The organism is Acinetobacter sp. 1000160 (genome assembly GCF_000588715.1).
Lineage (GTDB): Bacteria > Pseudomonadota > Gammaproteobacteria > Pseudomonadales > Moraxellaceae > Acinetobacter > Acinetobacter courvalinii.
In genome coordinates, this window is record NZ_JFWP02000010.1 from 1 (window position 1) to 24934 (window position 24934).

Here is a 24934-nt window from a genome sequence, read left to right on the forward strand (position 1 = left end):
AGAATGCTGTATTTATTGCACGCCAACCGACGGGTGAGGTGTATGACCTACAATTAGCCCAGCAATTTCCTCAACGAGACTGGATCTTGTCGCGGATTTTATGGCTGGATGGTCTTGAAGAAGGCTTCAATCATGGGGAAGGGCACGATACCTTTAAGCGTTATATCTATATTCATGGTACGCCGGATACAGAGCCAATGGGTGTTCCGATGTCGCATGGTTGTATTCGAATGAAAAATGATGAAATTATCGAGCTATTTGAACTCGTTTCCGAACAGGCGCTGGTGTATATATCCGAACAAGCCTTGGAAAACGATATGTGAAAATGCAAATAAGTGCTTAAATAAAATACGAAAATATCAGTTTTTGCATGGAATCACTTATTTTTTAATCATTCGTACGGTTTTTTCAGAAAAGAATGGCAAAAGCGTTTGACAGGCTGTAAAGATTCTCTATAATGCACCTCACAAACGATGAAGACGTTAAGGGCGCTTAGCTCAGTTGGTAGAGCGTCTGCCTTACAAGCAGAATGTCGGCGGTTCGATCCCGTCAGCGCCCACCATAATTTGTGACATTTACTTCTCTATGGAAGTAATACAGTGCAGCGGTAGTTCAGTTGGTTAGAATATCGGCCTGTCACGCCGAGGGTCGCGGGTTCGAGCCCCGTCCGCTGCGCCACTTTAAGATTGCAAGAATAGCTAGAGTTAAATAGATTAGAATTTATTTCTTTTATATTTAAACAAGTTTTAAAGCGATGCTTTAGATTTGTTACCTCGCTCAGGGCGCTTAGCTCAGTTGGTAGAGCGTCTGCCTTACAAGCAGAATGTCGGCGGTTCGATCCCGTCAGCGCCCACCATAATTTGTGACATTTACTTCTCTATGGAAGTAATACAGTGCAGCGGTAGTTCAGTTGGTTAGAATATCGGCCTGTCACGCCGAGGGTCGCGGGTTCGAGCCCCGTCCGCTGCGCCATTCTCTTGATTCCCTGTTCAAGAGGGTGATAATGTAAGACACTACGCACTCCGTTTGTCTTGCGTCATAAAAATTGATATTCAATCAATTTTTATTCCTCAGGGCGCTTAGCTCAGTTGGTAGAGCGTCTGCCTTACAAGCAGAATGTCGGCGGTTCGATCCCGTCAGCGCCCACCATATATCTTCCCCAATCTCATATCATTGTAATCAATACAAAGTTATTTTATGATTAGCATCAATAATGATTCTAATACGAAGTACTTTATGAGAAATCCTTATCAACGCAAGGCTGCGTCGAAATCTCAAGCTACATCTGCCAATTCTTCACTTAAAGACACTTACCGTCAGTTTATTCAAAACATTATTATGCAACGTCACGTGATAGCGCTCTATCATGACGGCTGGGCTTTATGTTCAACACCATCAGGTCAGCATGCATTATCGGTATGGCAAAATAAAAGCTTGGCGAAATTACTGATTAAAGACAATTGGGCACAATACGAAATTCAGGAAGTACCCTTGTTGGCTTTTATTGAGAAGATGATTCCATTTTTAAAAGAAAATAATACCATCTTATCTTTGGATTTAACCCCTGAAGGGAATAACCTGCTGGTTAGCCCCGATGCTTTATTATTAGATATTAAGAACTTTTTATACCAGATTTACTTACAACGACCCGATGTATTTGCTGAGTTAAAACTGCCGTTACCGCGTGATATTCGTTTACATCAGCCAGCTTCATCCTCATTGGAATAGTAAAGGGCTCAATCAATATTCATTCAGCAGCCAGCCACTGGCATAAGCAAAATATTCTCTTAACCAGGCGTTATAGCGTGTTGCCAATGGTGTAGTCGCTCCGAGCAGGGTAATATTACGATAGCCTTGTTTTCTAGCAATGGCAGCAGCTCTTAAGGTGTGGAAATCACTGGTGACAATTGCAATCGGTTGCTGGATATTGATGTGTTGGGCTTGTAATAAAGTTTGACTATTTTTAAGGTTTAGTTCAGTGCTGGTGCTTTTATCTTCCAGAATGATTTGTGACTTAGGAATATGGTAGTGCTGCTGTAAATAACCAGACATCACCACAGCTTCGCTTTCGGTTTCACCATAATCTATCCCACCTGTCAGCACCAGTTTTGCATCAGGCTGCGCTAAAGCTACAGGAGCCGCACGATCCAATCGTTTTGCCAGCGTCGCAGAAGGTTGTCCATTTTCTACGCCACTGCCCAAAACAATAATGGCTTTTACCGGTGCAACAGGTTGTGTTTCCGTACGATTATCCGCAAGGTAATCAAAGAAATAGCCTAAGCTGACCAACCATGCCCAGAAACACAGCCAGCCAAAACGCCAGAGGCTATGCAGACGGAAGTGGTAGAAAAAGAAACGTTCAACATGATAATAAAAATAGGCATAAAGACAGAAAAACAGTCCGAGCAGTAGCGGGAGTACAGTACCAATATGAATCTTTTTAAAGGCAATCAGAATTGCGCCATCTAAGAACAGAACTGAACCGATAAGGGCTAAAGCAAGACGAATCCATAAACTTATTTGCATAATCTTAATTGTGTCGATTTGAACCGTGCTAAGTGTATGCAAAATTAAAAGAAAGGCAACACTGCGATTGTCTTATAAAAAAATGAGTGACTGGCACTCGTTTTTTTTAATGAGAAGGCTTAATACACATCTCGACGATAACGGCCTGCTTGACGTAATTCATCCAGTTTTTGTTCACCGAGAATATCTGTTAAAGCTTGGTCTACACCTGAGGCCATGCCTTCGATGCTACCACAGACATAAATCACCGCACCTTGCTCGACCCATTTTACTAACTCGTCGGCATTATTGCGCAGAATATCTTGTACATAGATACGCTGTTGCTGATCACGAGAGAAGGCCAGATCAAGTCGTTGCAATGTGCCCATATTTTTCCACGCTTCAATAGTTTCCTGATAGAAGAAATCATGTTCGCGTTGACGTTCACCAAAGATCAGCCAGTTGGCGGTGTAATTTTGGCGGTTACGCTGCTGTAACAGGCTCATTAAACCCGCAATACCGGTACCATTACCAATACAGATAATTGGACGGTTATCATCAATCAAATGGAACGATTCATTGGTACGGATACGTAGAGCAATCGGTTGTTTGAGCGGCGCATACTCGGTTAACCAGCCAGAACCCAAACCGAGTTGATGGTTATCATCATATTGTTGACGCACTACCAGTCTTAACAACTGTTGGGACGGGATACTGGCAATTGAATACTCACGCGTTGGCAAGGTTGGAAGCTGCGCCAGTAACTCTTCGATGCTATTGAAAGGTTGAGTTTCAATACGCAGGTTTTTATCCCACAGTACCTGTTCAATCGTCTGGTTGAGCGATTGCACAACAGTCTGTGCTGCAATCTGGTATTTGGCTAAAAAGTTTTGGATCGCTATTGGGCTATTTGCTGGCTGAATTTCAGCAATATCACCGGCATGCCAAGTCATATCCGAAGCAGAGGTCAGTTCAATATTATAAGCCGCTTGACCTACACTATTTGGGTTGAGCAGCGTACGCGCACTTAACGTCCATTGATCAAAGACTTTCTCTATATTCATGGCATGTAATTCATACTGGGTCACTACTGAAAGGGCTTGGTTCCAGCGCTGAATATCATGCGCATTGGCATTATCTACTTCAATGAGATCAAAGAATGGCTGTGCCTGACATTGTTTTAACCATGCATCGACCGCATAACCGAAGCTGCAATAACTTTCTGGATATTCTTTGGAGCCCAGCGCAAGCACGGCATATTGCATCTGGCTGAGATCAGGCTTTTGCTGCATCAGTTTTTTGCTAAAACCTGAGGCGAGATCGGGTGCTTCACCAGTCCCATAGGTACTGATCACAAATAAAACCTGTGCTGCCTGTAGCAGGTCCTGTTCAGTCAGTTGCTGGATCGGTTTTACGGTCGTTGGTTGTTGTGCTTCTTGCAGGCTCGTCGCTGTACGCCATGCCAGTTGCTCTGCTACACCGGTTTGAGACGCATAAGTGATCAGCCAGGGTTGTGCATTCGGATCAATCTGTTGAGTGCTGAGGGATTGACGTGCGGCCTGAGTCAGCTTCTTCTGTTTACGGCGTTTTAAATACAACATCCAGCCGGTCACAAAAAACAGCGGCATGCTGAGTGACGCCAGCATGGCAATAAATTGATAGGTCGAACCAAAGAAACTGCCACGGTGTACAGGCAGCATACTGCTCATGATTTTTTCATTGAGCTTTTTATCTTCATACAGTTCAAGTTTTTCAAACTGTTGATCTTGGTAATTATAGATGGCTTGGTTACGTGCACGCTCATGTTGCGGAATCGCATCGACAAAAGACACTTCAACTTTGGCATCGTCACGCTTTGGAACAGTTAAGGTCAGGCTTGAATATTCGCGTCCTATTTGAGCATTGACGCCCGTCCAGCTCTGGGTCAGGATGCGATTGACCTGCTCGGTCGATAAAGCTTGTTGTTTATGTTTTCTATTTCCAGATTCATTGTGCTGTTGGTTACGTTGCGGTTGTTCAACCCCCATGACTTTGAACATCCCCGCACGCCACCAGTCATAGGACCAGTATAGGCCTGTGCAAGCAAACAGCAGATAGAAGATCACCACCCATGTGCCGACAACGGCATGTAAATCCCAGATAAAATTACGGCCTTTTAACTTGGGTTTAATGAAGAACCATTGTTTAAAGCTATGCTTCTTGGGAAAGCGTAAATACAGACCACTCAATACAAAGAAAATCAGCATCAGGGTAGAGGCGCCAGTAATCTGCCCCCCAAATTCCCCTGCCGTTAAATTACGGTGTAAACGTTGAATAAATTGCAACGTATCGCGACCTTTAATATCAGGTAAAACTTCCGCTGTGTAGGGATTGACCATCATGTTATAGCCACGGCGCGCACCTTCTTTTTTGATATTGACGGTGGAGGACGCAGCGGGATCAGCAGCGATGGTAATACTGTTAATTTCAATTTCTGGTTGTTGTTGATTGAAATGTTGGTAGAGCTGGGCCGGAGTTAATTTGGGTGATTGAGCCACTTCAACAACATAGCTGTCCTGATTGATCCATTTAAGGATTTGTGGTTCATATGAGTAAATCGCCCCTGTAACTCCCATCAAAGAGAGAATAAGCCCCGCGGTGATCCCTAAAAACCAGTGTATCTGGAAGAAAACTTTTTTAAACATGGTCAAAAAATGTAAATAGAGTGGAATTCATGTAAAAAATTATAACTCAAGAATAAGAATACAATGTGGATTTTGCAGGTAATATTGATTTTGATTCTCATTTATTTTATGGGCAATAAAAAACCTCTCATGGCGAGAGGTTCTTGTTCATCCGTGTCTTAAATCGATTTAGGCGCGCCTACAGTTTCATTTAAGTGCTTGCGAACGGTATTAAAAGAAAAGTTCTTTGAATCCATACGCTTTGGCAAGATATAAGCCCCTTGTTGTTGTTCACCTTTAGGTGTTTTTACCTTGAAGTTCACCAGGATAAAGTCAGGAGAGCTATACCATTCATAGATATCTTTCCAGCCAATGGTAGCAGTACCTTCTTGTAGGCCCATTTTTTGGCGCATCACGATCCCGTGTGGTTGTACACCTAAACGTAAGCCTTTAATTTCCTGAACAGGGAATTCGGTCATCTTGCGTTTCACGTACCATTCCAGACCAAATTTCTTGATCAGATAAAACAGCACCACCCCTACAATCACCACCCAGCACAGTACGGTTGAGTAGGTTGAGTAATATTTAATAAGTCCTGCTGCAACCAAGGAAAGCACCACAAGTGCAATCATAATCATCCATGCTTTGCGGCTGAATTTGTTGGTACTACGCCAAATCATAAGTTGAGCTTGACGTTGTTCAGCTTCAGAAACTTCGTAAGGAACAGGTTGTAGCGTATAAGCGTATAGCGTTTTGGCGGTCATAGTGTAAAAAATGAGTCTAGAACTGGGTTAAGTTTAACACCTATTGGCATGCAAAGATATTATGCCAATGGCGAATGATTAGAGCGATGCATACTCGGTGCCGTCTTCATGGGGTTCATGACTCAGGCTTTGTTTCAGCATACTCAAACGGGTGAGTACGCCCAGCATCAGTGATAGTTGTTGCAAGATAATCAATGAATTCTGTTCATTTTCCTCATTGCGGCTTAAACGGTCACGGATGGCTTGCATCATATTCTGTGCGGATAAATCAGGCACCTCGTCTCTGAGTAACGCACCCTGAATATCATCCAGTGCCTGATCCAGTAAGGACAGCACTTCCTGATCCTGAATTTTTTCACGGTGCGCACCCAAGGCAGCGATATAACTTAAAAAGGTATGGCTGAGACAGAGAAATTCGAAGGCCAGACTTTTCTGGTTAACATCAATATTCGGTTCGGTGGCAATGGTCGAAATCAGTGATGCCACTTCTGCATCGGTATTATGGGCCGCCCGACGTACCACCCGATAATTCAGGGCATTATTACGACCATGATGATATTGCTCGACCACTTCACTCAGGTATTGACATTGGGCTTGTAGAGAACGGCGGATCGAGCGGGGCAGTCTACGGAACTTCCAGTCCGGCCAGATAAAACTCACACCAAACCAGGCCAGCGCACAACCGAGCACGGTATCAATAAAGCGGGGAAAACCTGCTGCAAAGGCAGAGCCATCCAGATTGAAATTGATGAGCGCCAGAATGGTAATAAAGGCCGTGGCTTGTGCATATTGCTTACTGCGCAGTTCTAAAAATAGCACCCCGCTCAGCACCAGCATGACCAGTTGTCCTTCAATGGAAGGAATAAAGTAGATAATCGCAAGACCGACAATAATACCAACCAATGTACCGATAATCCGTAAATAGAGGCGGCGTTTGGTGGCGTTAAAATTCGGCTGGCAGACGAACAGCGCCGTTAACATGATCCAGTAACCGTATGCGATATCGGTCATCTGGATAAACACATAGCCAATAAATAGCACAATGGATAAACGTACAGCATGACGGAACAATACCGATTCAGGAGAAAGATGCTGTTTTACACGGACAATAATGTCATTCCAGCCTTTGAGATCATCATCTTTCAGCTGGCTTTCTGCATGCTGGGCATTGATCTTTTGCAGATTGCGTTCGGTTTCCAGATTCTGTAATTGCGCATCAATCGATTTCAGATTCTGATACAGCGCAAACAGGGCATTAATCCGCACCTGATCATAATGTCCATCTTGCCGCAACTTTTCCAGAGAGGTGCGTAAATTTTCAAAACTATGCTTAAAGCGTTTGTTATGCACATAACGGGTACGACTTAAAATCGATTGAGACAGATCCTGACAGGCTTTACCCTGAATCGACAGGATGCGCTGGAAGCGGAACAGGATGTCGCTATGCTGGAACACTTTGGCCAGTTTCTGATAATCAATATGCGCTGAATCGGCACGTTCATGAATATCTTGCGCCACAAAATAATATTGCAGGCTGCGTCGGGTATCTTTTTGACCGCGGTCACCTTTGAGTCGGGTTAACAAGGACATGCGCAGATCATTAAAGATCGCCACCAGCTTGCCATTTTCCATGGCAATATCAATCATGCTTTGTTGATAGCTGGACGGGGTCATGTCAACATCAAACAGGTTGGACTTGGCAAACAGGAAACTTCCCAGCGCCGAATAAGATGCCGAAAGCTGATCCCGGACTTTTCGTACCGGGAACAGCAGGAAACTGATGGTAGAGAGTAGGCCATACCAGGCCGCACCCGCAACCAGAAGCGCGGGTTGAACATACCATTGCTCAAATAAATGTACGCCTAGCATGGTATAGACGGAAGTCACCAGACAGCCATACGCAATGGTGGCATAACGTCGTCCCAGCGAGCCAAGCAAGATCCAGCCGATACAGGAAGCAATCAGGCCGATTGCAAAGGCAACCGGATAAGGGAATAACAGTTGAACCGATGCAGCGGTGATAAAAAATCCGATATAGGTATAAATCAGATTCATGATGCGCACAGAAAAGCGGTCATCAATATCACTAATTGCGGCAGCAACCACACCGAGGGTTAAGGGAATGGTGGCGAGTTGATAATCGAGTAAATAAGGAACGAAAGCTGTCCCGGTAAAGGCAATCAGCATACGCACGTTATACATCAACGTGGTGTTATAGGTTGTTTGTTTTAAACGTCCGAACCAAGGATTCAAGGGTTGTCCTTCTTGTATTCTACAATTGAATTTTCATCGTGGCTGTTCACAGGGTTAACGTGTTCGCAGACGTTAATATTATGCACAAAACTGATGGGGATGCTAAGCTTAGAATATTCCAAAATTTGTTAAAGTGGGGCAGTATGCAGGTCGAGCAAACCAATCAACGTCAATATTCAACAGCATGGATTATGTTGCTTGCTTTGTTAACTGCGTTAGGGCCGTTATCGATTGATATGTATTTACCCGCATTGCCGCAAATGGCCGATGAATTTGGGGTAAGTACACAAATGGTTGCCAATACCTTGCCTGCCTATTTCTTGGGTCTGGCGATGGGTCAACTGATTTATGGTCCGGTCAGTGACCGGATTGGGCGTAAAAAGCCGCTTTATTTTGGCTTGGCACTATATGCCATCGCCAGTCTGGCGTGTGTCTTTGCAAGCAATGAATGGGCCTTGATCGCAGCCCGTATTTTCCAGGCTTTGGGCGGCTGTGTCGGGGTTGTAATGGCGCGTGCTGCAATCCGTGACCGTCTGGATATGCAGGGTTCTGCACAGGCATTTTCCAGCATGATGATTGTGATGGGACTGGCGCCCATTCTGGCACCCATCTTTGGAGCATGGATTCTCAACTTTTTTCCGTGGCAAGCGATTTTCATTACCTTAGCGCTGATCGGGGTAATGTGCTGGCTCTGTGTACATTTCTTCTTTAAAGAATCTTTGCCGGTTGAGCGCCGTTTAAAATTATCGGTCTATCAGGTGACCACGCTATATGCAGCGATCTTAAAAGATGAGAGTTTCCGTGTGCCGATGTTTGCAGGCTGCTTAACCGGTGCGGCCTTATTCTGTTATATCAGCTCGGCTTCTGCGGTTTTTATGGGACAGTATGGCTTATCTCAGCAACATTTCTCTTATGCCTTTGCCTTAAATGCAGCAGGCATCATGCTGATGTCCTCGATTAATAAACACCTGAATACTCGTATGGGCATTTACCAGCGTTTAAAACTGGGAGGCGCGATTCAGTGTTTTGGAGCCTTGATTGTACTAGGCGCAGGGCTGATGGCAGATGCACCTCTAGCCTTACTGATGCCGGGCTTGTTTTTAGTGGTCTCCGGGATTGGTTTAACCGGGCCGAATGCCATGGCTTTGGCCATGTCTCAACAGGGCGCGCGTGCAGGTACAGCCAGTGCAATTATGGGCAGTATGCAATTTGCCTGTGGTCTGCTGGCCGGGATTATCCTGAATTTCCTGTTCTGGAAAGCATCGCTGAATATGGGCATCATGATGTTGTTATTTACCAGTGTCGGTTTCTTTGCCATCTTAAAAGTCGGTAAACAACAAAGCAGTATCTCTGGTTAAAGAAATACTGCTGCATCTCGGATGGTTTAATCTAGAAATACGGTAAAGTTTTCAACCGGTTCACGCGGGGTAATGAAGGTGTTGACGATATGGTCAGGGTCGGCATAACCCAAGGCAATGGTACACACCAGTTCTTCATCTTCTGGCGCGCCCAGAATATCCAGAACGATCGGGTGGAAATGATTCCAGGCTGCTTGCGGGCAGGTATCCAGACCACGGGCTTTGGCGGCGACCATGACATTCTGCAACATCATGGAAATATCCATTTTTGAACCAATACCCATGATTTTATTCACGGTAAAATACAGGGCGACCGGCGCATCAAATAACTGGAAGTTACGCAATTGTTGCGCTGCCATTTTCTCTTTTTCCCCTTTCTGAATGCCCAGCAAGCCATAGAGACCCCAGCCATTGGCACGACGACGATCGATAAATGGTGAAATCCAGGTTTCAGGATAGTAGGCAAAGGTCTCCTGATATTGTGCGGCCAGTTCTGGTTTTTGTAGAAGTTCGATTTGTGCAGCGCAGACACGGTCAATCATTTCGGCACGTTTTTGTCCAGTGACCACATAGACTTTCCAAGGCTGGACGTTGGTCCCAGAAGGGGCACGGCTGGCGACAGTCAGGATATCTTTAATGGTTTGGGTGTCAACAGGGGTATCTAAAAACGCACGTACCGAATGACGAGAGGTGATGGCCTCGTCCACCAGGCGGACTTGTTCCGTGTTCATGAAAACTCCTTAACCTTTTGATCTTTTAATGACAGGAGAATATAAATCAATAAATGTTTTTTGTTGCGGGTTTTTCAGGTATAAATATAGGGTTGCATAAAAAATACGCAAAAAAATTAGAGGATTAACACTAATTGTTGTGAGTTTTCTATCTTTTGTTAGGTTTGTGTGAAAAATAATTCTATAAGTAACATAATGAAATCGAAATAATATTTATGCCTACTCAATGGAATCAATAAAACTCTTTAAATAAAAAGTACACACAATATCCGAAATTTATGCATAATACGCCCTTTTTAAAAATGATTAGACTTTCCTTGCTGAATGGCTAAGGGGGAATTTTCTATTTTAAAGACAGCTTGAATTTATCCAATTCAATCTCTGTGGGAAATGTTGAAATATACACTATATACAAGGAGCTTCTCATGAGTTTATCTCTCATCCGTAAGCCGTTCGTAATGCAAGGATTAGCAATCACAGTTGCTGCCTTAATGATGAACAGTACACACGCTGCCAGCGAGCAAGAACAGATTCAGCAACTTCGCGATGAAGTCAAGGAATTAAGAGCTTTATTACAGCAATATGTTCCCCAGGCAAAACAACAAAATGATGCTGCTCAAGTTGCTGTCGCCCCTGCGACTGCAGTGGCTGCAACCAATAATCAAAATACAGCAGCAGTAGTCACAACCGCTGCCCCGAAAAAATCTCCATTAAGTTTTAGCACTGCTTCTGGTGCGGAAGTAAAACTGTACGGTTTCTTGCGTGGTGACGCGTCTTATCAGGCAAAAGGTGGTGACGGTATTTTTAACCGCATCAATAAGGTTGATCTGGAAGGCGCTGAAAAGAACAGTGACCGTTTCTATAGCACTGCAACCGTGACCCGTCTTGGTCTTGATTTTAAAGCACCGGTTGAAGGCGCTGACGTTGGCGGTAAGTTAGAAGTGGACTTCCGTGGTGGTAGCAGCAATGACACCATTCGTATCCGTCATGCTTATATGACTTATAACGACTGGCTATTTGGTCAAACCACATCGACCTTCCTGGCCACAGATTTGCAACCGGAAATGCTGGACTTTAACTCGCCACTGGGAATTGGTACCTACCGTACGCCTATGGTTCGTTATAGCGGCAAGTTCACACCAGAAACCAGCTATGCGGTTGCTTTAGAAAAAGGCAATGACGATAACCGTGCGCCATCCTTAACCTCAAAAGTAAAATATGATTTTGCAGAAGGCAAAGGAACCACCTCTGCACGTGCCTTGTTGACAGAAGCACGCAGTAAAGCGACCTACGACAACAACAATAACCGCACCAATTCAGGCGAAGCTGAACTGGGTTGGGGTGTTGCTGTGGGTACAAAATATAAATTCACCGATTCATTACAGGCCATGATTGACTATTCGCATGTCAAAGGCGATAGCAAATTCCTGTTGTATACCAACAATGCCTTCAATGTAAATCCAAATAATTTTGATTTGAATCTGAATGAATTTGATGCAGTGACAGTCGGTACAACCTATCAGATTAACCCGAAATTACGTAGTACTTTGGCCTATGGCGCCATGTTTGCAGATGACAGCAATGACTTTGCAAAACAGGCCGTGGTTGCAAAAGACACCGCCCAGAACAAAACCCTGCAACAGGGCTGGTGGAATATCATGTATTCACCAGTAACACCGATTACGTTCGGTCTGGAATATATCTACGGTGAGCGTAAAACCTTTGACGGGCAAAAAGGTAAAGATAATCGTGTAGGAGCAATGGCTCGCTATAATTTCTAAGCCATTTCAACCCGCTGATGCAAATCATCCGTGAAAACTGAATCACCATAACTTGCAAAGGTTCTCACATTGAACTGTATGCTTTTTATAAAGTTGATTGAGTTTTCACTCATTTTTAGAGTTACTATTTTGGCAGTTTGAAAGGGGCTACCCGCCGTCAGATGAACTACCAAGATAAACGGAAGAAGATATGGAATTTACTTTTAATGGTTTTTATACCCTGATTTCAGCCGTTATCGTGTTGTTATTAGGGCGTTTGCTCGTTAATAAAATTGATTTCTTAAGACGCTATAACATTCCCGAGCCGGTTGCTGGTGGTCTGGTTGCGGCCGTAGTTTCACTACTGGTGCATTCGCTTTGGGGTTATAGCATTGTCTTTAGTAGCGAGTTACAAACCAGTTTTATGTTGATCTTCTTTGCTTCGATTGGTTTAAGTGCCAATTTCCTGAAGCTTAGAGAAGGCGGTATCGGTTTGGTGATCTTCCTGGTCTGTGTTGCATCTTTCATTGTGGTACAGAACGCGGTCGGTATGAGTCTGGCAACCTTGCTCGGTATTGATCCGCTGGTGGGCCTGATTGCAGGTTCAATCACCCTGACCGGTGGTCATGGTACAGCAGGGGCATGGGGCGAAATTCTTGAAACCCAGCACGGGATTCAAGGTGCTTTAGCTTTAGGTATGGCGAGTGCAACTTTTGGTCTGATCATCGGGGGTATTATCGGTGGTCCATTGGCGAAATTGTTAATTAACCGTTATAGCCTTGCTCAAGCGCAAACACCAGCTGAGATCAAAAACCGTGATACGCATCTAGATCAGCATCCTGACGAGCTGGCACCATTTGAAAATCCACATCAAGTCCGTTTAATCACTGCTGATAATGCCATTACCACTTTGGGTATGTTTGCTGCTTGTCTTGCATTTGCAGAGTTCATGACCGGTTTCAGTAAGGGCACATGGTTCGAGCTACCAACCTTTGTCTGGGCACTTGGCGGCGGTGTGATTTTACGTAACATCCTCGAAAGCGTGTTAAAGGTAGATATCTTTGATCGTGCTATTGACGTGTTTGGTAATGCATCATTGTCACTTTATCTGGCAATGGCATTGCTGTCGCTCAAATTATGGCAGCTGGCTGATCTTGCTGGACCGCTCGTTGTCATTTTAGGTGCGCAAACCATTACCATGGCATTGTATGCAGCATTCATTACTTTCCGTGTGATGGGTAAAAACTACGATGCGGCTGTATTGGCTGCAGGTCACTGTGGTTTTGGTATGGGGGCAACACCAACTGCGGTTGCCAACATGCAGGCCATCACCAATATGTATGGACCTTCTCATAAAGCGTTCCTGATCGTTCCGCTTTGTGGTGCGTTCTTTGTTGATTTAATTAACGCAACAGTAATTCAATTAATTTTGAAATTCTTTGCCTAAGTCGGATCAAAAGCCCCTAAAGGGGCTTTTTTGATTCATCCATTGTTATCGTATATGTACGTATGTACATAAAATCTTTAAAAGCGAATAAGTGATGAATGAAAAATTAAATGACACCCTGATGGCTTGGGTAAGTTTTTTCAATGATCCTTTATGGGACTTTCTGGTTATTTTCCTTCTGGCAGTGGGTATCTTCTATACCATTGCGACCAAAGCTGTGCAGATCAGAATGTTCTTTCACAGTATCAAAGTGATGAAGGGCAGCCGTAGCAAAGGCGAAGAGAAAGATTCACACGGATTAACACCCTTCCAGGCATTCGTAACTGGCTTAGCCAGTCGTGTGGGTGTGGGTAATATTGCAGGTGTTGCGATTGCGATTGCGATTGGTGGCCCTGGTGCCGTGTTCTGGATGTGGTTTACTGCATTACTGGGGATGAGCTCGGCTTTTATTGAGTCTTCGCTTGCTCAGTTATTTAAAGTAAGAGACAGTAATAGTAAGCAGTTTCGGGGTGGACCAGCTTACTATATTACTCAGGGCTTACGTAGCAAAACCTTTGGTGTGATCTTCGCGCTAGCATTGATCTTCACTTATGGTTTCGTATTTAACTCGGTTCAGATCAATGCGATTGCCAATGCTTCTTCACATGCGTGGGGCTGGGATAAGGCCAATATGATTGCGCACCTGGGCGGTGTTGATCTGGAAATCTCATGGGTTGGTCTGGTCCTGGTTGTGTTAGTTGCATTGGCAATTTTTGGTGGTATTAAACGTATCGCTAAATTTGCCGAGATGTTTGTGCCATTAAAAGCAGGTCTATACTTGGCTGTTGCTTTATATATCGCCTTAAGCAACTACGAACTTTTGCCTGGCATTTTCAAATTGATCTTTACCGAAGCATTCCAGTTTAATGCTGCAGCGGGCGGTTTCTTTGGTGCCATGATTTCCATGGCGATGATGCAAGGGATCAAGCGTGGCCTGTTCTCAAACGAAGCAGGTATGGGTTCGGCGCCGAATGCTGCCGCAGCTTCTGATGTGAAGCATCCGGTGAACCAAGGTTTGGTTCAGATGCTGGGTGTATTCGTCGATACCTTTATTGTGTGTACCAGTACCGCGATGATTATCCTGATTTCTGGTGTTTATCACGATGCCGGTTTCGTCGGGGTTGAATTAACCCAGCGTGCGTTAGAGACACAAGTGGGTAGCTGGGGTGGTGACTTCCTTGCGATTCTTTTGTTCCTGTTCTGTTATTCTGCCGTGTTAGGTAACTATGCCTATGCGGAAAGTAATGTACAGTTCATCAATAACAATCCAAAAGTCATGTTCATCTTCCGGGTTTTTGTGTTGGTGATGGTGTACTTTGGTGCAATTGGCAGTGTTCCACTGGTTTGGTCGATGGCTGACTTGTTCATGGGAATCATGGCAACCATTAACCTGGTGGCAATCTTATTGTTAACCCCAATGGCGCGTACCTTACTGAAAGACTATACCGCACAGTTGAAGAAAGGCATTAAAGAGCCTGAGTTCAAGATTGATAACTATCCGGAACTGAAGAAAAAAGTTGATTCTGATATCTGGTAAGTGATTTGAATAACGCCTTGAATGTATAAAAAAAGTCCCTTGCGAGGGACTTTTTTTATGCAGATTTCATGACATATGCAAAGAAATTGATACATCTTTTCAGATGTGCTGACGCTAAAATCCGACACAGAAAAACAGACAATATGGCAACACTGCGTATGAAACAGCTTAAATTCTGGGCCCTTGGTCTTTCAATCATGCTCTTGGCAGGTTGCCAAACTACAGCGCATGTAAGCCCTGCTGTGGAAGATGCTCAGGCACATACTGTTTCGCAACCTTTTAGTTATATCAAACAGCAACAAAAGCGACCTGTGGTGGCGTTGGTGCTGGGCAGTGGCGGGGCACGGGGTTATGCTCATATCGGTGTGATCGAAGTGCTAGAACAACAAGGCATTCGCCCTGACTTTATTGTTGGAACCAGTGCGGGCAGTATTGTCGGTTCAATCTATGCCAGCGGTAAAAGTGCTGCTGAACTGCGTGATATTGCCTTAAAGCTAAAAGCCACTGATGTCCGTGATGTCAATCTGAGTCTAAAAGGCTTTTTTGATGGCAAGAAGGTGGAAGACTATATCAACCAGCAAGTCCATAATACGCCCTTACAAAAGTTGAAAATCCCGCTGTATGTGGTGGCGACCGAGTTAAAGGACGGGTCAAAAACCGTATTTAACTATGGCAATACCGGACAGGCGGTTCGTGCTTCCGCTTCGATTCCAAGTATGTTTGTACCAACCATGATTCATGATGTGGAATATGTCGATGGGGGGCTGGTCAGTCCGGTACCTGTGCAGGTGGCACGTGAGCTCGGCGCAGATGTGGTGATTGCAGTGGATATTCTGGCTCAGCCAATCCATACCGAAACTACCAATGTCTGGGGCCTGTTTAACCAGAATATCAATATCATGCAAGGTCGTCTGGCTGAAGAGGAACTGAAAGAAGCAGATATTGTGATTCAACCTGACCTACGTGAGAAAGCACATATTTTTGATGTAAAAGGCCGAGAGCAGACCATGCAGGCAGGCATTGATGCAGCAAATGATAAACTGGCCGATATACAATGGGCTATCCAAAATAAAAGCAAGCCCTCTAGAGCGGATCAGCAGAATATGGCGGTCAAGCAAAATTCAGCTTTGCTACGATGATTGAATATTGTTCAGATTTATAGATGGACTTAAGTGTTTGAGTCTATTTGCTAAAATTCATTTTTTATAAAAACAGCTTATAAATATTCTACAAAAAGCTATTAAAAAGCGTAGAAAAATAGTAAATAACTACAAATCATAAAACTTTTCTATCAGAGAGTTTTAAGTTTTAGGTCATAGGATGACCTCACCAAATAAATTGTTTCATAACAAGGATTGTTAAACAGATGTTTAAGTCTTTCTTTCCGAACCCGCGTCTATTCTTTATTTCTGTTGTTGTCTGGCTCGCACTTAATATGCTGCTCTGGTACAGCGGTGGTCATAGCTGGGGCGAATATCTGGGTTTTCCTAAAGGCTATGCTAATGCAGAATTACCGATTGATGTCAGTCGCTTTTGGGCGCCTTCATTTATCTGGTTTTATTGCTGGTTCTTCATCGCTACAGCTTTGTTTGCGTGTTTTTGGCGTATTTTTTCAGATCATAAATGGCAGAAGTGGTCGATCTGGGGCTCAGCTTTTATCCTGTTTAATATCTGGTTCGGCGTGCAGGTGAGTGTTGCAATCAATGCTTGGTATGGTCCATTTTGGGATCTGATTCAAAAAATGCTTGCGAATGGTGGCGGAGACATTAAAGAACTTTATATGGGAACATTAACATTCCTATATATAGCAATGGTTGCTGTGACTTTAGTGGTTGTGAACTCTTTCTTTACTAGCCATTATGTATTTCGTTGGCGGACTGCCATGAATGAGTATTATACCGCTCATTGGGAACAATTACGTCATATTGAAGGTGCTGCTCAACGTGTGCAGGAAGACACGATGCGTTTTGCCACGATACTTGAAGATTTAGGGGTAGAGTTGATTAAAGCTGTTATGGTCTTAATTGCATTTTTACCTTTATTATTTGAGTTTTCAAAACATGTCCCAGAGCTTCCTGTTGTAGGGGAAATTAGCCACTCTTTAGTTTGGGCTGCGATAGTATGGGCGATTTTTGGTACTGTGTTATTGATGGTTGTAGGTGTTAAATTACCTGGACTACAATTCAATAACCAGAAAGTCGAAGCAGCTTATCGTAAAGAGTTGGTATATGGTGAGGATCATGCTGATCGTGCTGATCCACTGACATTAAAAGAATTATTTTCAGGTGTACGGAAAAACTATTTCCGCCTATATTTTCATTATGCTTATTTCAATCTAGTCGCAATTTGGTACAAACAGCTCGATATTCTCTATAGTTTGATGGTTCTATTCCCAGCAATCGCTTCAGGTAAGATGACTTTGGGTCTAATTAACCAGATAGGTAATATTTTCGATAAAGTACGAGAATCCTTTCAATATCTGATTACTTCTTGGAAAACAATTGTAGAGTTACTTTCGATTCATAAACGTCTTAAAGCTTTTGAAAAAATCTTGGATTAGTTCAGTCATTTGTACAGCAAAGCCTTAGTTCAACACTAAGGCTTTTTTATTGGTAATGATTTTTTTGTGTATTAGTTTTTATGTGAAAAGTGAATATATATTGCTGGGAAAATGACTTTATTCAGCAAAAGTGTTTCACTATAGTCTGTTGATAAAATTAATGATCTCTCATTTTGCTCTTATATAACTTAGAACCTAAATAAATAGGATAAATCATGAAACCTGTATGGCTCAAAAGTGCATTAGCGCTTGCACTGACTGCTTTTACTGCAAATGTATGGGCAGACCCAGCAATTAAATCCTCCCCAACTCAAAAAAAATCAGGCATTGACCAGCAATTTATTGATCAAACCGTGTCTGCCCAGCATGACTTTTACGATCATGTAAATGGAAAATGGTTAAAAGATACTGAAATTCCCGCAGATAAGTCACGTTGGGGCGCATTTAACGAGTTACATGAATTATCGACCAACCAGTTGCATGCCATTGTTGAACAACTGAGTGCCCAAAAATGGGCAGCAGGCAGCGTAGAGCAAAAGATTGCCAGTCTGTACGCCAGCTTTATGGATGAAAAAGCTATCGAAGCACAAGGCCTTCAACCTTTACAGCCGGAACTGGCACAGGTTGATGCAATTCAAAATAAACAGGACTTCGCTCGATTAATGGGGCATTTCTCGCGTATCGGCGTCAGAACGCCATTTGATATCAGTATTGATCAGGACATGAAACGCTCTGATGTGATGATTGCAGGTTTGGCACAGCGTCGATTGGGCCTGCCAGATCGTGACTATTATTTGAAAGATGATCAGAAGTTTGTGGAAACGCGTGCAAAATATCTCAAGCATATTGAAAAGATGCTGCAGCTTTCTGGCGATCAGCAAGCCGCCCAGCATGCCAAACAAATCCTCCAGCTGGAAACGGAACTGGCCAAGATTCAGTGGAGTAATGTTCAAAATCGTGATTTATCCAAGCGTTACAATATTTACCCGCTTAAAGATTTGAATCAGTTAAGTCGTAACTTTGATTGGAATAGTTACCTGAAGACGGTTGGGGTAAAGGATAAAATCCAGACCATTCAGGTACATCAGCTCAGTTATTTTAAGGCGCTTGATCCAGTGCTGAATAAAACTCCTTTAGAGGTGTGGAAGGCCTATTTTAAATGGAACCTGATCAGCAGTTTCGCTCCTTATCTGAATAAAGCTCTTGTTGATGAAAGTTTCGCTTTTTATGGTAAAAGTTTGCGTGATGTGGCTGAACAGGAAGTGCGCTGGAAACGTGGCGTACAAACGGTAAACGGTGTGCTTGGTGACGGTCTGGGTAAAATCTATGTAGAAAAACATTTTTCTGCGGATAAAAAACAGCGCATGGATACCTTGGTTCAGAATCTGATCCGGGCTTATGATCAAAGTATTAGCCAGCTGGACTGGATGAGTCCTGCAACCAAAGTACAAGCCAAAAAGAAACTGGCTAGCCTATCCATTAAAGTCGGTTACCCGAAGAAATGGCGTGATTATTCAGCATTGGACATTAAAGACGGTGACCTCATTGGCAACGTGATTCGTGCCAGCGAGTTTGAGCATCAGGAAGAACTGGATAAGCTCGGTAAACCTGTGGATCGTGATGAATGGTTTATGTCACCGCAAACGGTCAATGCGTATTACAATCCATCCTCCAATGAAATTGTATTCCCGGCTGCCATCTTACAACCACCTTTCTTTAATATTGAAGCCGATGATGCGGTTAATTATGGCGGGATTGGAAGTGTGATTGGGCATGAGATCAGTCATGGTTTTGATGATCAGGGCAGCCAGTTCGATGAATTGGGCAATATGCGTAACTGGTGGACCAAGCAAGATCATCAAAAGTTTAAAGCCAAAACACAGGCTTTGATTGCACAGTACAATGCCTATGAACCGATTGCAGGGTATCACGTCAATGGTGAGCTGACGCTGGGTGAAAATATTGCCGATAACTCAGGATTATCGATTGCCTACAAAGCGTATCAATTGTCCTTGGCAGGCAAGCCTGCGCCTGTGATTGAAGGGCGTACGGGGGAGCAGCGTTTCTATATGGGCTGGGCGCAAGTCTGGCGTGCCAAAACCCGTGAAGCACAAGCGATTGTATATTTAAAAACAGATCCACATGCGCCCGATAAAGTCCGGGCTAATGGTGCTTTAGTCAATCAGGCACCTTTTTATGACGCCTTCAAGATTAAAGCCGGGGACAAAATGTATTTGGCCCCTGAAAAGCGGGTCAGCATCTGGTAATCCAGAATTCAATAAAAAACCTGCATCATGCAGGTTTTTTTTATTGGCTCTATTTAAAGGAAGGCGATTCCTAGTCCTGCGCCTGCGGCCATCACCCAAAGTGGATGGATCTTTTTAAACATCCCGAGCACTGCAGTAACAACTACGATAATGACCAAGAGCAGGTTTTGTGCGGAAGCATCGGCAATCATCCAGGCACTGACCAGGACCAAGCCAACAGTAATCGGTTTCAAGGCTTTTTCAAAACGTGCCCGTAACGGATTGGCTTTAAAGCGTTCCCAAAATTTCAGCGCATAAATGGTAATGATGGAAGATGGACCAAACTTCGCCAATGAAGTGACCAGTAAACCTGCTGGGCCTGCCACATGCCAGCCGACCAAAGGCACAATCATCATATTCGGTCCGGGTGCTGCCTGCGCCATGGCAAATAGCGAGCTAAACTGCTCTGCACTCATCCATTGATGCACGGTTACCACCTGATGCTGCATTTCAGGCAGGATGGCGTTACCACCGCCAAAAGCCAACAATGAAAGCTGAGTAAAAACCACGGCAAGGGTGACTAAGATCATGATTTTTTCACTCCCAATACCAGCATGTTAATGGCCAGTAGAATCGCTAAAGTCAGTGCCAACGGCAGCTTGATCCAGATCATGAACACGAAGGTCAGGCCGATGGTAAAAAGGGTCAGATAACTTTTCAAGATGGGTTTGAGCATCTTAAAGCCTGTGGCAAACAGCAAGCCTGCTGCTGCGGCGGCCAAACCCTGGATCATGTGTTTGACGGCAGGCAGATATTGAAAATGCTCATAGACCTGATAGATCATCAGCACAATTGCTGTGGGGGCGGAGATCAAACCGAGGACTGAACTGATCGCACCTTTCACGCCTTGGAATTCCATTCCAATGGCAACCGCCATATTGATGATGTTACCGCCCGGTAATAACTGGCACACGCCAAGTAAGTCGGTAAATTTGCCAGCATCAATCCATTTATGTTCTTCAACGATAATGCGATGTGCCAGTGGCAGCACGCCACCGAAACCCATCAATCCCAATTTCATAAACCCCGTAAAAAGTGCCTTACAATCAGGAGCAGTCGTTAATGGTTCACGCTCTATTGATAGGACTTGGGCTTTCATTGGATTACCTTTCTGTTCAACCTTGTGAGCTATAGCATGAAAGATTTATGGTATATTCACAAATGCTATTTTTGCCATTATCTATACTTTTAAGGTATGTATGATCGATATTCATAAGCTCAATGCATTCGTGGCTGTGGTGGAAGAAAGCAATATTTCCAAAGCAGCGGTCAGACTGCATATGCAACAGCCGCCATTGACCCGATTGATCAAAAGTCTGGAACAAGAACTAGATACGGCTTTGCTGAAACGTCTGCCTCGTGGTGTCGAGGTCACGGAAGCCGGTAAGGCTTTGTATCAGGAAGCGATTACCATTCTGGCGCATGCCCAGTCGATTCCGAAACGGGTAAAAAACATTGCCCAGGGACTGGAAGGTCAGATCAATATTGGCTTTACCAACTCAGCAGGCTTACATCCTTTTTTGCCAGCGGTATTGCGTCAGTTTAGGGAACAGTTTCCTGCGGTAGCGATTCATCTGGAAGAGGATAGCAGCACAGCTTTAACGGATGCAGTCATCAATGAAAAACTGGATATCGTGTTTCTACGCAAACCGGCACCGATTCATACCGAAGTCCAAAGTATTCACGTACTGGATGAGCCTTTAATTGTCGCGTTGCCGAGTAATCATCCTTTGGCTGGGCAAGCGGGAGCAATCCGCTTAGTCGACTTGGAGCCGTATGAGTTTGTGTTGTATCGCCGTATCGCGGGACAGGACCTGTTCGATAATATTCTGGCAAACTGTTATCAGGCCGGTTTTAGTCCCAATATTGTTCAAGAGGCCCCTCGCTTAACCTCGAGCCTTAATCTGATTGCCGCTGGTATTGGACTGTCTATTGTCCCTGCGTCAATTCAGGACTTCTGGAACAAGCAGATCATCTATAAAGCTTTAGAAGCTAAAAAACCTTGTATCGCCCCGATTTATGCAATTTGTCGTACCCAAGGCAATAGTGTTCGGGTCGAGCATTTCTTGAGTTTACTCAAAGCCAGTCAGGCGGTTTGAAACGGTTCAATGGTTAAAGTGATAAAAATTTAAAATCGGCCCAACCAAGGGCTGTTGTGATTGATCCAGCGTCACTTTAATGACCCTGAAGTTAAAGTCACCTTCATCAATATATTTAGCCACACCATGAGTTTTATTATTCAAATTTGGAATTTGATAACTAAAGAAAGCCACTTGTTTCGAAGGATGCACTACATTGATTAATTTCTGCGGATCTTTATAGCCGCCATATTCATTTTCAATACTTTCTTTTAACAGATTAGGAAAATAAAGCGTGGCATAGGGCATACCGCAGCCCACACAAACGGATGAGTCGTATAATTCAATCGCCTGTTTTTGATTTGGGCTCATCAGCAAAGCTGAACCGGTACCATTTGCACCTGCACTTGCCTCCACATCGTGCCAATCTTTCGGGATCAGCACGGCACCAATTTCTGGGAGTGCAACAAGTTTAAGCTGCTTGGCCTGAGATGCATTCAGCTTAAAGTCAAAATGGCAGCTTTTGGCTGTACAGCGTTTAAAGTCTTTTAATAAGCCATCATCGACTGGATTGAGTACGGTAACGCCATAAAAGGGAACGCGGACATCGTTGGCAAAGGATACTTCACCCAAGGCATAGATTTGATTGTCAGCTTTGCGCTGTTGGACTGTATTTGAAAATTGGGGAAAAATGGGTTTAAAGCTACGAACTTCTGCATGAGCCGAAGTCACTGATAAAATCAGTAAAACAGTAGAAAGAGCGATAAAGGTTTTCATTTTTTAATTAAGTATTTTAGATTTGAGTTCAAATGAATATATTCTGCAATACAAGAACCTACAACCTGTTCTATGCATTCGCATTAGAATATTTCAACGAATAATAAATAAATTGCATTGAGACATAATCCCTATGAACAAGATCTTTACAGTCTGTGGTTTTATTGCGTTGAGTTCGAGTGCTTTTGCCCAAGACATTAAGGGCATTTCTTTCTCGCATCAGGATTGGGAAATCTACTGTAGCAATATGGGTACTTGTCGGGCTGCGGGTTATCAAAATGAAGCGGAGCGCAATGAGCCTGCTTCATTATTATTGACCCGTCAGGCGGGAGCACGGCAGCCTGTACAGGTAGAATTCGCACTGGCACGTTATGAAGAGGCGTCTTTTCCGACCACCAAGCTTAAAAATATTCATTTTTATATCAATGGCAAAGATTTGGGCGTAGTCTCGTTTGAGGGGACTGAATTTCCACTGATGGGTAAACTCTCGGCAAATCAAGTGAATGCTTTATTACAGCAGTCCCGACAACAGACCGAGATCGTGTTTAAAAATGCGCAGCTGCAATGGAACATTTCAGATGCAGGCATGACTGCAGTCTTGCTAAAAATGGATGATTTCCAGAAGCGTATTGGTACGGTCGGCGCTTTGATTAAAAAGGGCCAAGCGGATGAGTCAAAGGTATTGGCAGCTCAACCCCGATTTACGGTCAAACAGATCAAAACCTCCAGTAAACCTTATCTAACCTTGCAGCCAAATAACAAACGCTATGCAGCGTTATATCGTAATTTGATCGCAGCTCAGCCGACACCAAAACAGGAGGGCTTTTGTGAAGGGATGTATGAGGATGGTGAAACAAAGCCCCAAGCGATCGAGCTGTATAAACTGACCAATAAAAAAGTATTGGCGATGACCTTGTGTTGGCGCGGTGCCTATAACGAAGGTTATGGCGCATGGGTGCTGGATGATTCACTTGTCAACAAGGCAAACTTTGTGACTGAACAGGCTTCCGAGTTTTATAACGGTATTTTGAGTAGCTCACAAAAAGGTCGTGGTATCGGAGATTGTTGGACAAGTGATGAATGGGTATGGGATGGACAGAAGTTTGTGCATACTCAAGATCGCTGGACAGGAATGTGTAAAGGACTAGCCGCAGGTGGGGTGTGGGATCTTGATCAGATCGAAGCCATCGTTAAATAATGTATTGAACATAAAAAATAGCCTAAGGAAATATCATGCTAAAGGATAAAAATGTTTGGTCTGCAATGATTCTGCTGGGCACATCCACCTGTTTTAGTGCAACTATTTTTGCTGCCCCTTTACAGATTCTGGAATTTAAAAAGGGACAACTGAGTTCAACCGAACAGACGCAACTTTGTGAACAGGTCACAGACCTATGTCAGAACAAACCAAAATTGCTAAGCTTGAAAACACCTGATCAAGGTCTATGGCTATTATCTGAGGGCAATATTGCTCGGTTTGGTATTTCAACCACAGGTTTTAAACTATTGAAACAGTGGCATATTCCATTGGCATCGGCGGAAGAAATGGCACGATCAGGACAGTATATTTTCCCTAAGCTATTTCCCATGGATCAGAATCGTTATGCCGTTGCCGTGATTGATACTTTTTCTGAAATGTATTCAGGTGGCGGGGCAGGAATTGAACGGGCCAGCTTTTATGAGTTAAAGGATTCTGGTCAGACGCATCGCTTTATTGAAAATTATCCTTTTCATTTTTATCGCATGATTCGGGCCTGTTTCTCGGAACAGGATTATGAACGTTCTAAGGGTAACTGTCATGATGAAGATGGCCTGAGTCTGGATATTCGTCCGATCAAACCGATGCTTTGGCAATTCCGTTATCGCTACAGTCTGGATGTGTCACCTGCATCAGATTCGGGCGAGAAATCATTTAAGGGCAGTCGTAACCTGAATATTAATTTAAATAAAGCCCCGCGGCAGCCAAATATACCCGCATCATGGGATTATGCCGGTATGGAATAAATGCGCATGCAGGAATATAGGATTGTTGTAGAGGATTATTTTACACTTTGCCAAAGCTTCAAAGGTGTGGGCTTACGCAATTTACAGCGTCATAACAGATGATTTGCCTTGTACATGGTACAAAGTGAAAGATTGCAATCTGGAACTGTGCT

The 24934-nt window shown here is 43.8% G+C and carries 20 protein-coding genes and 5 tRNA genes; 17 read left to right on the plus strand and 8 right to left on the minus strand.

Going from position 1 to position 24934, the window contains the following annotated elements; translation table 11 throughout:
* From J699_RS02750 to J699_RS02720, 7 genes are all read left to right on the plus strand, one after another.
* A partial coding sequence (locus J699_RS02750; protein WP_032882966.1) for a L,D-transpeptidase occupies window positions 1-323 on the plus strand: 323 nt, incomplete at its 5' end.
* Window positions 324-486: 163 nt separating this feature from the next.
* A tRNA-Val gene (locus J699_RS02745) sits at window positions 487-562 on the plus strand.
* Window positions 563-601: 39 nt separating this feature from the next.
* Window positions 602-678, plus strand: a tRNA-Asp gene (locus J699_RS02740).
* A gap of 102 nt (window positions 679-780) precedes the next feature.
* Window positions 781-856, plus strand: a tRNA-Val gene (locus J699_RS02735).
* 39 nt (window positions 857-895) lie between these two features.
* A tRNA-Asp gene (locus J699_RS02730) sits at window positions 896-972 on the plus strand.
* Window positions 973-1073: 101 nt separating this feature from the next.
* Window positions 1074-1149, plus strand: a tRNA-Val gene (locus J699_RS02725).
* 87 nt (window positions 1150-1236) lie between these two features.
* Entirely contained in the window at window positions 1237-1728 is a 492-nt protein-coding gene (locus J699_RS02720) for a DUF2750 domain-containing protein (protein ID WP_005288779.1), read from the plus strand.
* A gap of 12 nt (window positions 1729-1740) precedes the next feature.
* Here J699_RS02720 and J699_RS02715 read toward each other — a convergent pair whose 3' ends face one another.
* From J699_RS02715 to yccS, 4 genes are all read right to left on the minus strand, one after another.
* Window positions 1741-2526 carry a YdcF family protein gene (locus J699_RS02715; RefSeq protein WP_032869956.1) on the minus strand — a complete coding sequence of 262 codons (786 nt, stop codon included), beginning with the start codon at window positions 2524-2526 and terminating at the stop codon, window positions 1741-1743.
* 119 nt (window positions 2527-2645) lie between these two features.
* On the minus strand, window positions 2646-5189 hold the full coding sequence (locus J699_RS02710) for a PepSY domain-containing protein (protein ID WP_032882967.1): 2544 nt from the start codon (window positions 5187-5189) through the stop codon (window positions 2646-2648).
* A 158-nt stretch (window positions 5190-5347) separates the two neighbouring features.
* The gene (locus J699_RS02705; RefSeq protein WP_005226976.1) at window positions 5348-5932 is read right to left on the minus strand and encodes a YcxB family protein; all 585 of its coding nucleotides are present in this window, start codon (window positions 5930-5932) and stop codon (window positions 5348-5350) included.
* A gap of 78 nt (window positions 5933-6010) precedes the next feature.
* On the minus strand, window positions 6011-8185 hold the full coding sequence (gene yccS / locus J699_RS02700) for a YccS family putative transporter (RefSeq protein ID WP_032869950.1): 2175 nt from the start codon (window positions 8183-8185) through the stop codon (window positions 6011-6013).
* Window positions 8186-8328: 143 nt separating this feature from the next.
* On the opposite strand from yccS, the gene J699_RS02695 reads away from it, so the two are divergent.
* On the plus strand, window positions 8329-9543 hold the full coding sequence (locus J699_RS02695) for a multidrug effflux MFS transporter (RefSeq protein WP_032869947.1): 1215 nt from the start codon (window positions 8329-8331) through the stop codon (window positions 9541-9543).
* 26 nt (window positions 9544-9569) lie between these two features.
* Here J699_RS02695 and J699_RS02690 read toward each other — a convergent pair whose 3' ends face one another.
* Window positions 9570-10274 carry a nitroreductase gene (locus tag J699_RS02690; protein WP_005288766.1) on the minus strand — a complete coding sequence of 235 codons (705 nt, stop codon included), beginning with the start codon at window positions 10272-10274 and terminating at the stop codon, window positions 9570-9572.
* A 425-nt stretch (window positions 10275-10699) separates the two neighbouring features.
* Between J699_RS02690 and J699_RS02685 the strand changes: the two genes are divergently transcribed.
* The 6 genes from J699_RS02685 (at window position 10700) to J699_RS02660 (ending at window position 19884) form a co-directional block, all read left to right on the plus strand.
* Complete coding sequence (locus J699_RS02685; RefSeq protein ID WP_005226980.1) at window positions 10700-12055, plus strand: DcaP family trimeric outer membrane transporter; 1356 nt, start codon at window positions 10700-10702, stop codon at window positions 12053-12055.
* A 190-nt stretch (window positions 12056-12245) separates the two neighbouring features.
* Window positions 12246-13481, plus strand: coding sequence for a sodium/glutamate symporter (gltS, locus tag J699_RS02680; RefSeq protein ID WP_005226981.1), 1236 nt, complete (start codon window positions 12246-12248; stop codon window positions 13479-13481).
* A 94-nt stretch (window positions 13482-13575) separates the two neighbouring features.
* Window positions 13576-15057: an alanine/glycine:cation symporter family protein gene (locus tag J699_RS02675; protein WP_005226982.1), complete on the plus strand. Its 1482-nt coding sequence runs from the start codon at window positions 13576-13578 to the stop codon at window positions 15055-15057.
* Window positions 15058-15215: 158 nt separating this feature from the next.
* The gene (locus J699_RS02670) at window positions 15216-16196 is read left to right on the plus strand and encodes a patatin-like phospholipase family protein (protein ID WP_032870193.1); all 981 of its coding nucleotides are present in this window, start codon (window positions 15216-15218) and stop codon (window positions 16194-16196) included.
* A 227-nt stretch (window positions 16197-16423) separates the two neighbouring features.
* Entirely contained in the window at window positions 16424-17617 is a 1194-nt protein-coding gene (gene sbmA, locus J699_RS02665; RefSeq protein ID WP_032869944.1) for a peptide antibiotic transporter SbmA, read from the plus strand.
* Between the two features lie 215 nt (window positions 17618-17832).
* The gene (locus J699_RS02660) at window positions 17833-19884 is read left to right on the plus strand and encodes a M13 family metallopeptidase (RefSeq protein WP_032869941.1); all 2052 of its coding nucleotides are present in this window, start codon (window positions 17833-17835) and stop codon (window positions 19882-19884) included.
* A 53-nt stretch (window positions 19885-19937) separates the two neighbouring features.
* Here J699_RS02660 and J699_RS02655 read toward each other — a convergent pair whose 3' ends face one another.
* Both J699_RS02655 and J699_RS02650 read right to left on the minus strand, forming a co-directional pair.
* Window positions 19938-20453, minus strand: coding sequence for a chromate transporter (locus J699_RS02655; protein WP_005226986.1), 516 nt, complete (start codon window positions 20451-20453; stop codon window positions 19938-19940).
* On the minus strand, window positions 20450-21022 hold the full coding sequence (locus J699_RS02650) for a chromate transporter (RefSeq protein WP_005288748.1): 573 nt from the start codon (window positions 21020-21022) through the stop codon (window positions 20450-20452). Before J699_RS02650 ends, J699_RS02655 begins: the two co-directional genes overlap by 4 nt.
* Before the next feature lie 100 nt (window positions 21023-21122).
* On the opposite strand from J699_RS02650, the gene J699_RS02645 reads away from it, so the two are divergent.
* Complete coding sequence (locus tag J699_RS02645) at window positions 21123-22022, plus strand: LysR family transcriptional regulator (RefSeq protein ID WP_032869939.1); 900 nt, start codon at window positions 21123-21125, stop codon at window positions 22020-22022.
* 6 nt (window positions 22023-22028) lie between these two features.
* Here the strand turns inward: J699_RS02645 and J699_RS02640 are convergent, their stop codons facing one another.
* Window positions 22029-22778, minus strand: a complete 750-nt coding sequence (locus tag J699_RS02640; protein ID WP_032869936.1) for a DUF4850 domain-containing protein — start codon at window positions 22776-22778, stop codon at window positions 22029-22031.
* A 133-nt stretch (window positions 22779-22911) separates the two neighbouring features.
* On the opposite strand from J699_RS02640, the gene J699_RS02635 reads away from it, so the two are divergent.
* Both J699_RS02635 and J699_RS02630 read left to right on the plus strand, forming a co-directional pair.
* Window positions 22912-23976 carry a DUF1176 domain-containing protein gene (locus J699_RS02635; RefSeq protein WP_032869933.1) on the plus strand — a complete coding sequence of 355 codons (1065 nt, stop codon included), beginning with the start codon at window positions 22912-22914 and terminating at the stop codon, window positions 23974-23976.
* Between the two features lie 35 nt (window positions 23977-24011).
* A complete protein-coding gene (locus tag J699_RS02630; RefSeq protein WP_032869931.1) occupies window positions 24012-24782 on the plus strand; it encodes a hypothetical protein in 771 nt (256 codons plus the stop codon).
* The last annotated feature ends 152 nt before the right edge of the window (window positions 24783-24934 follow it).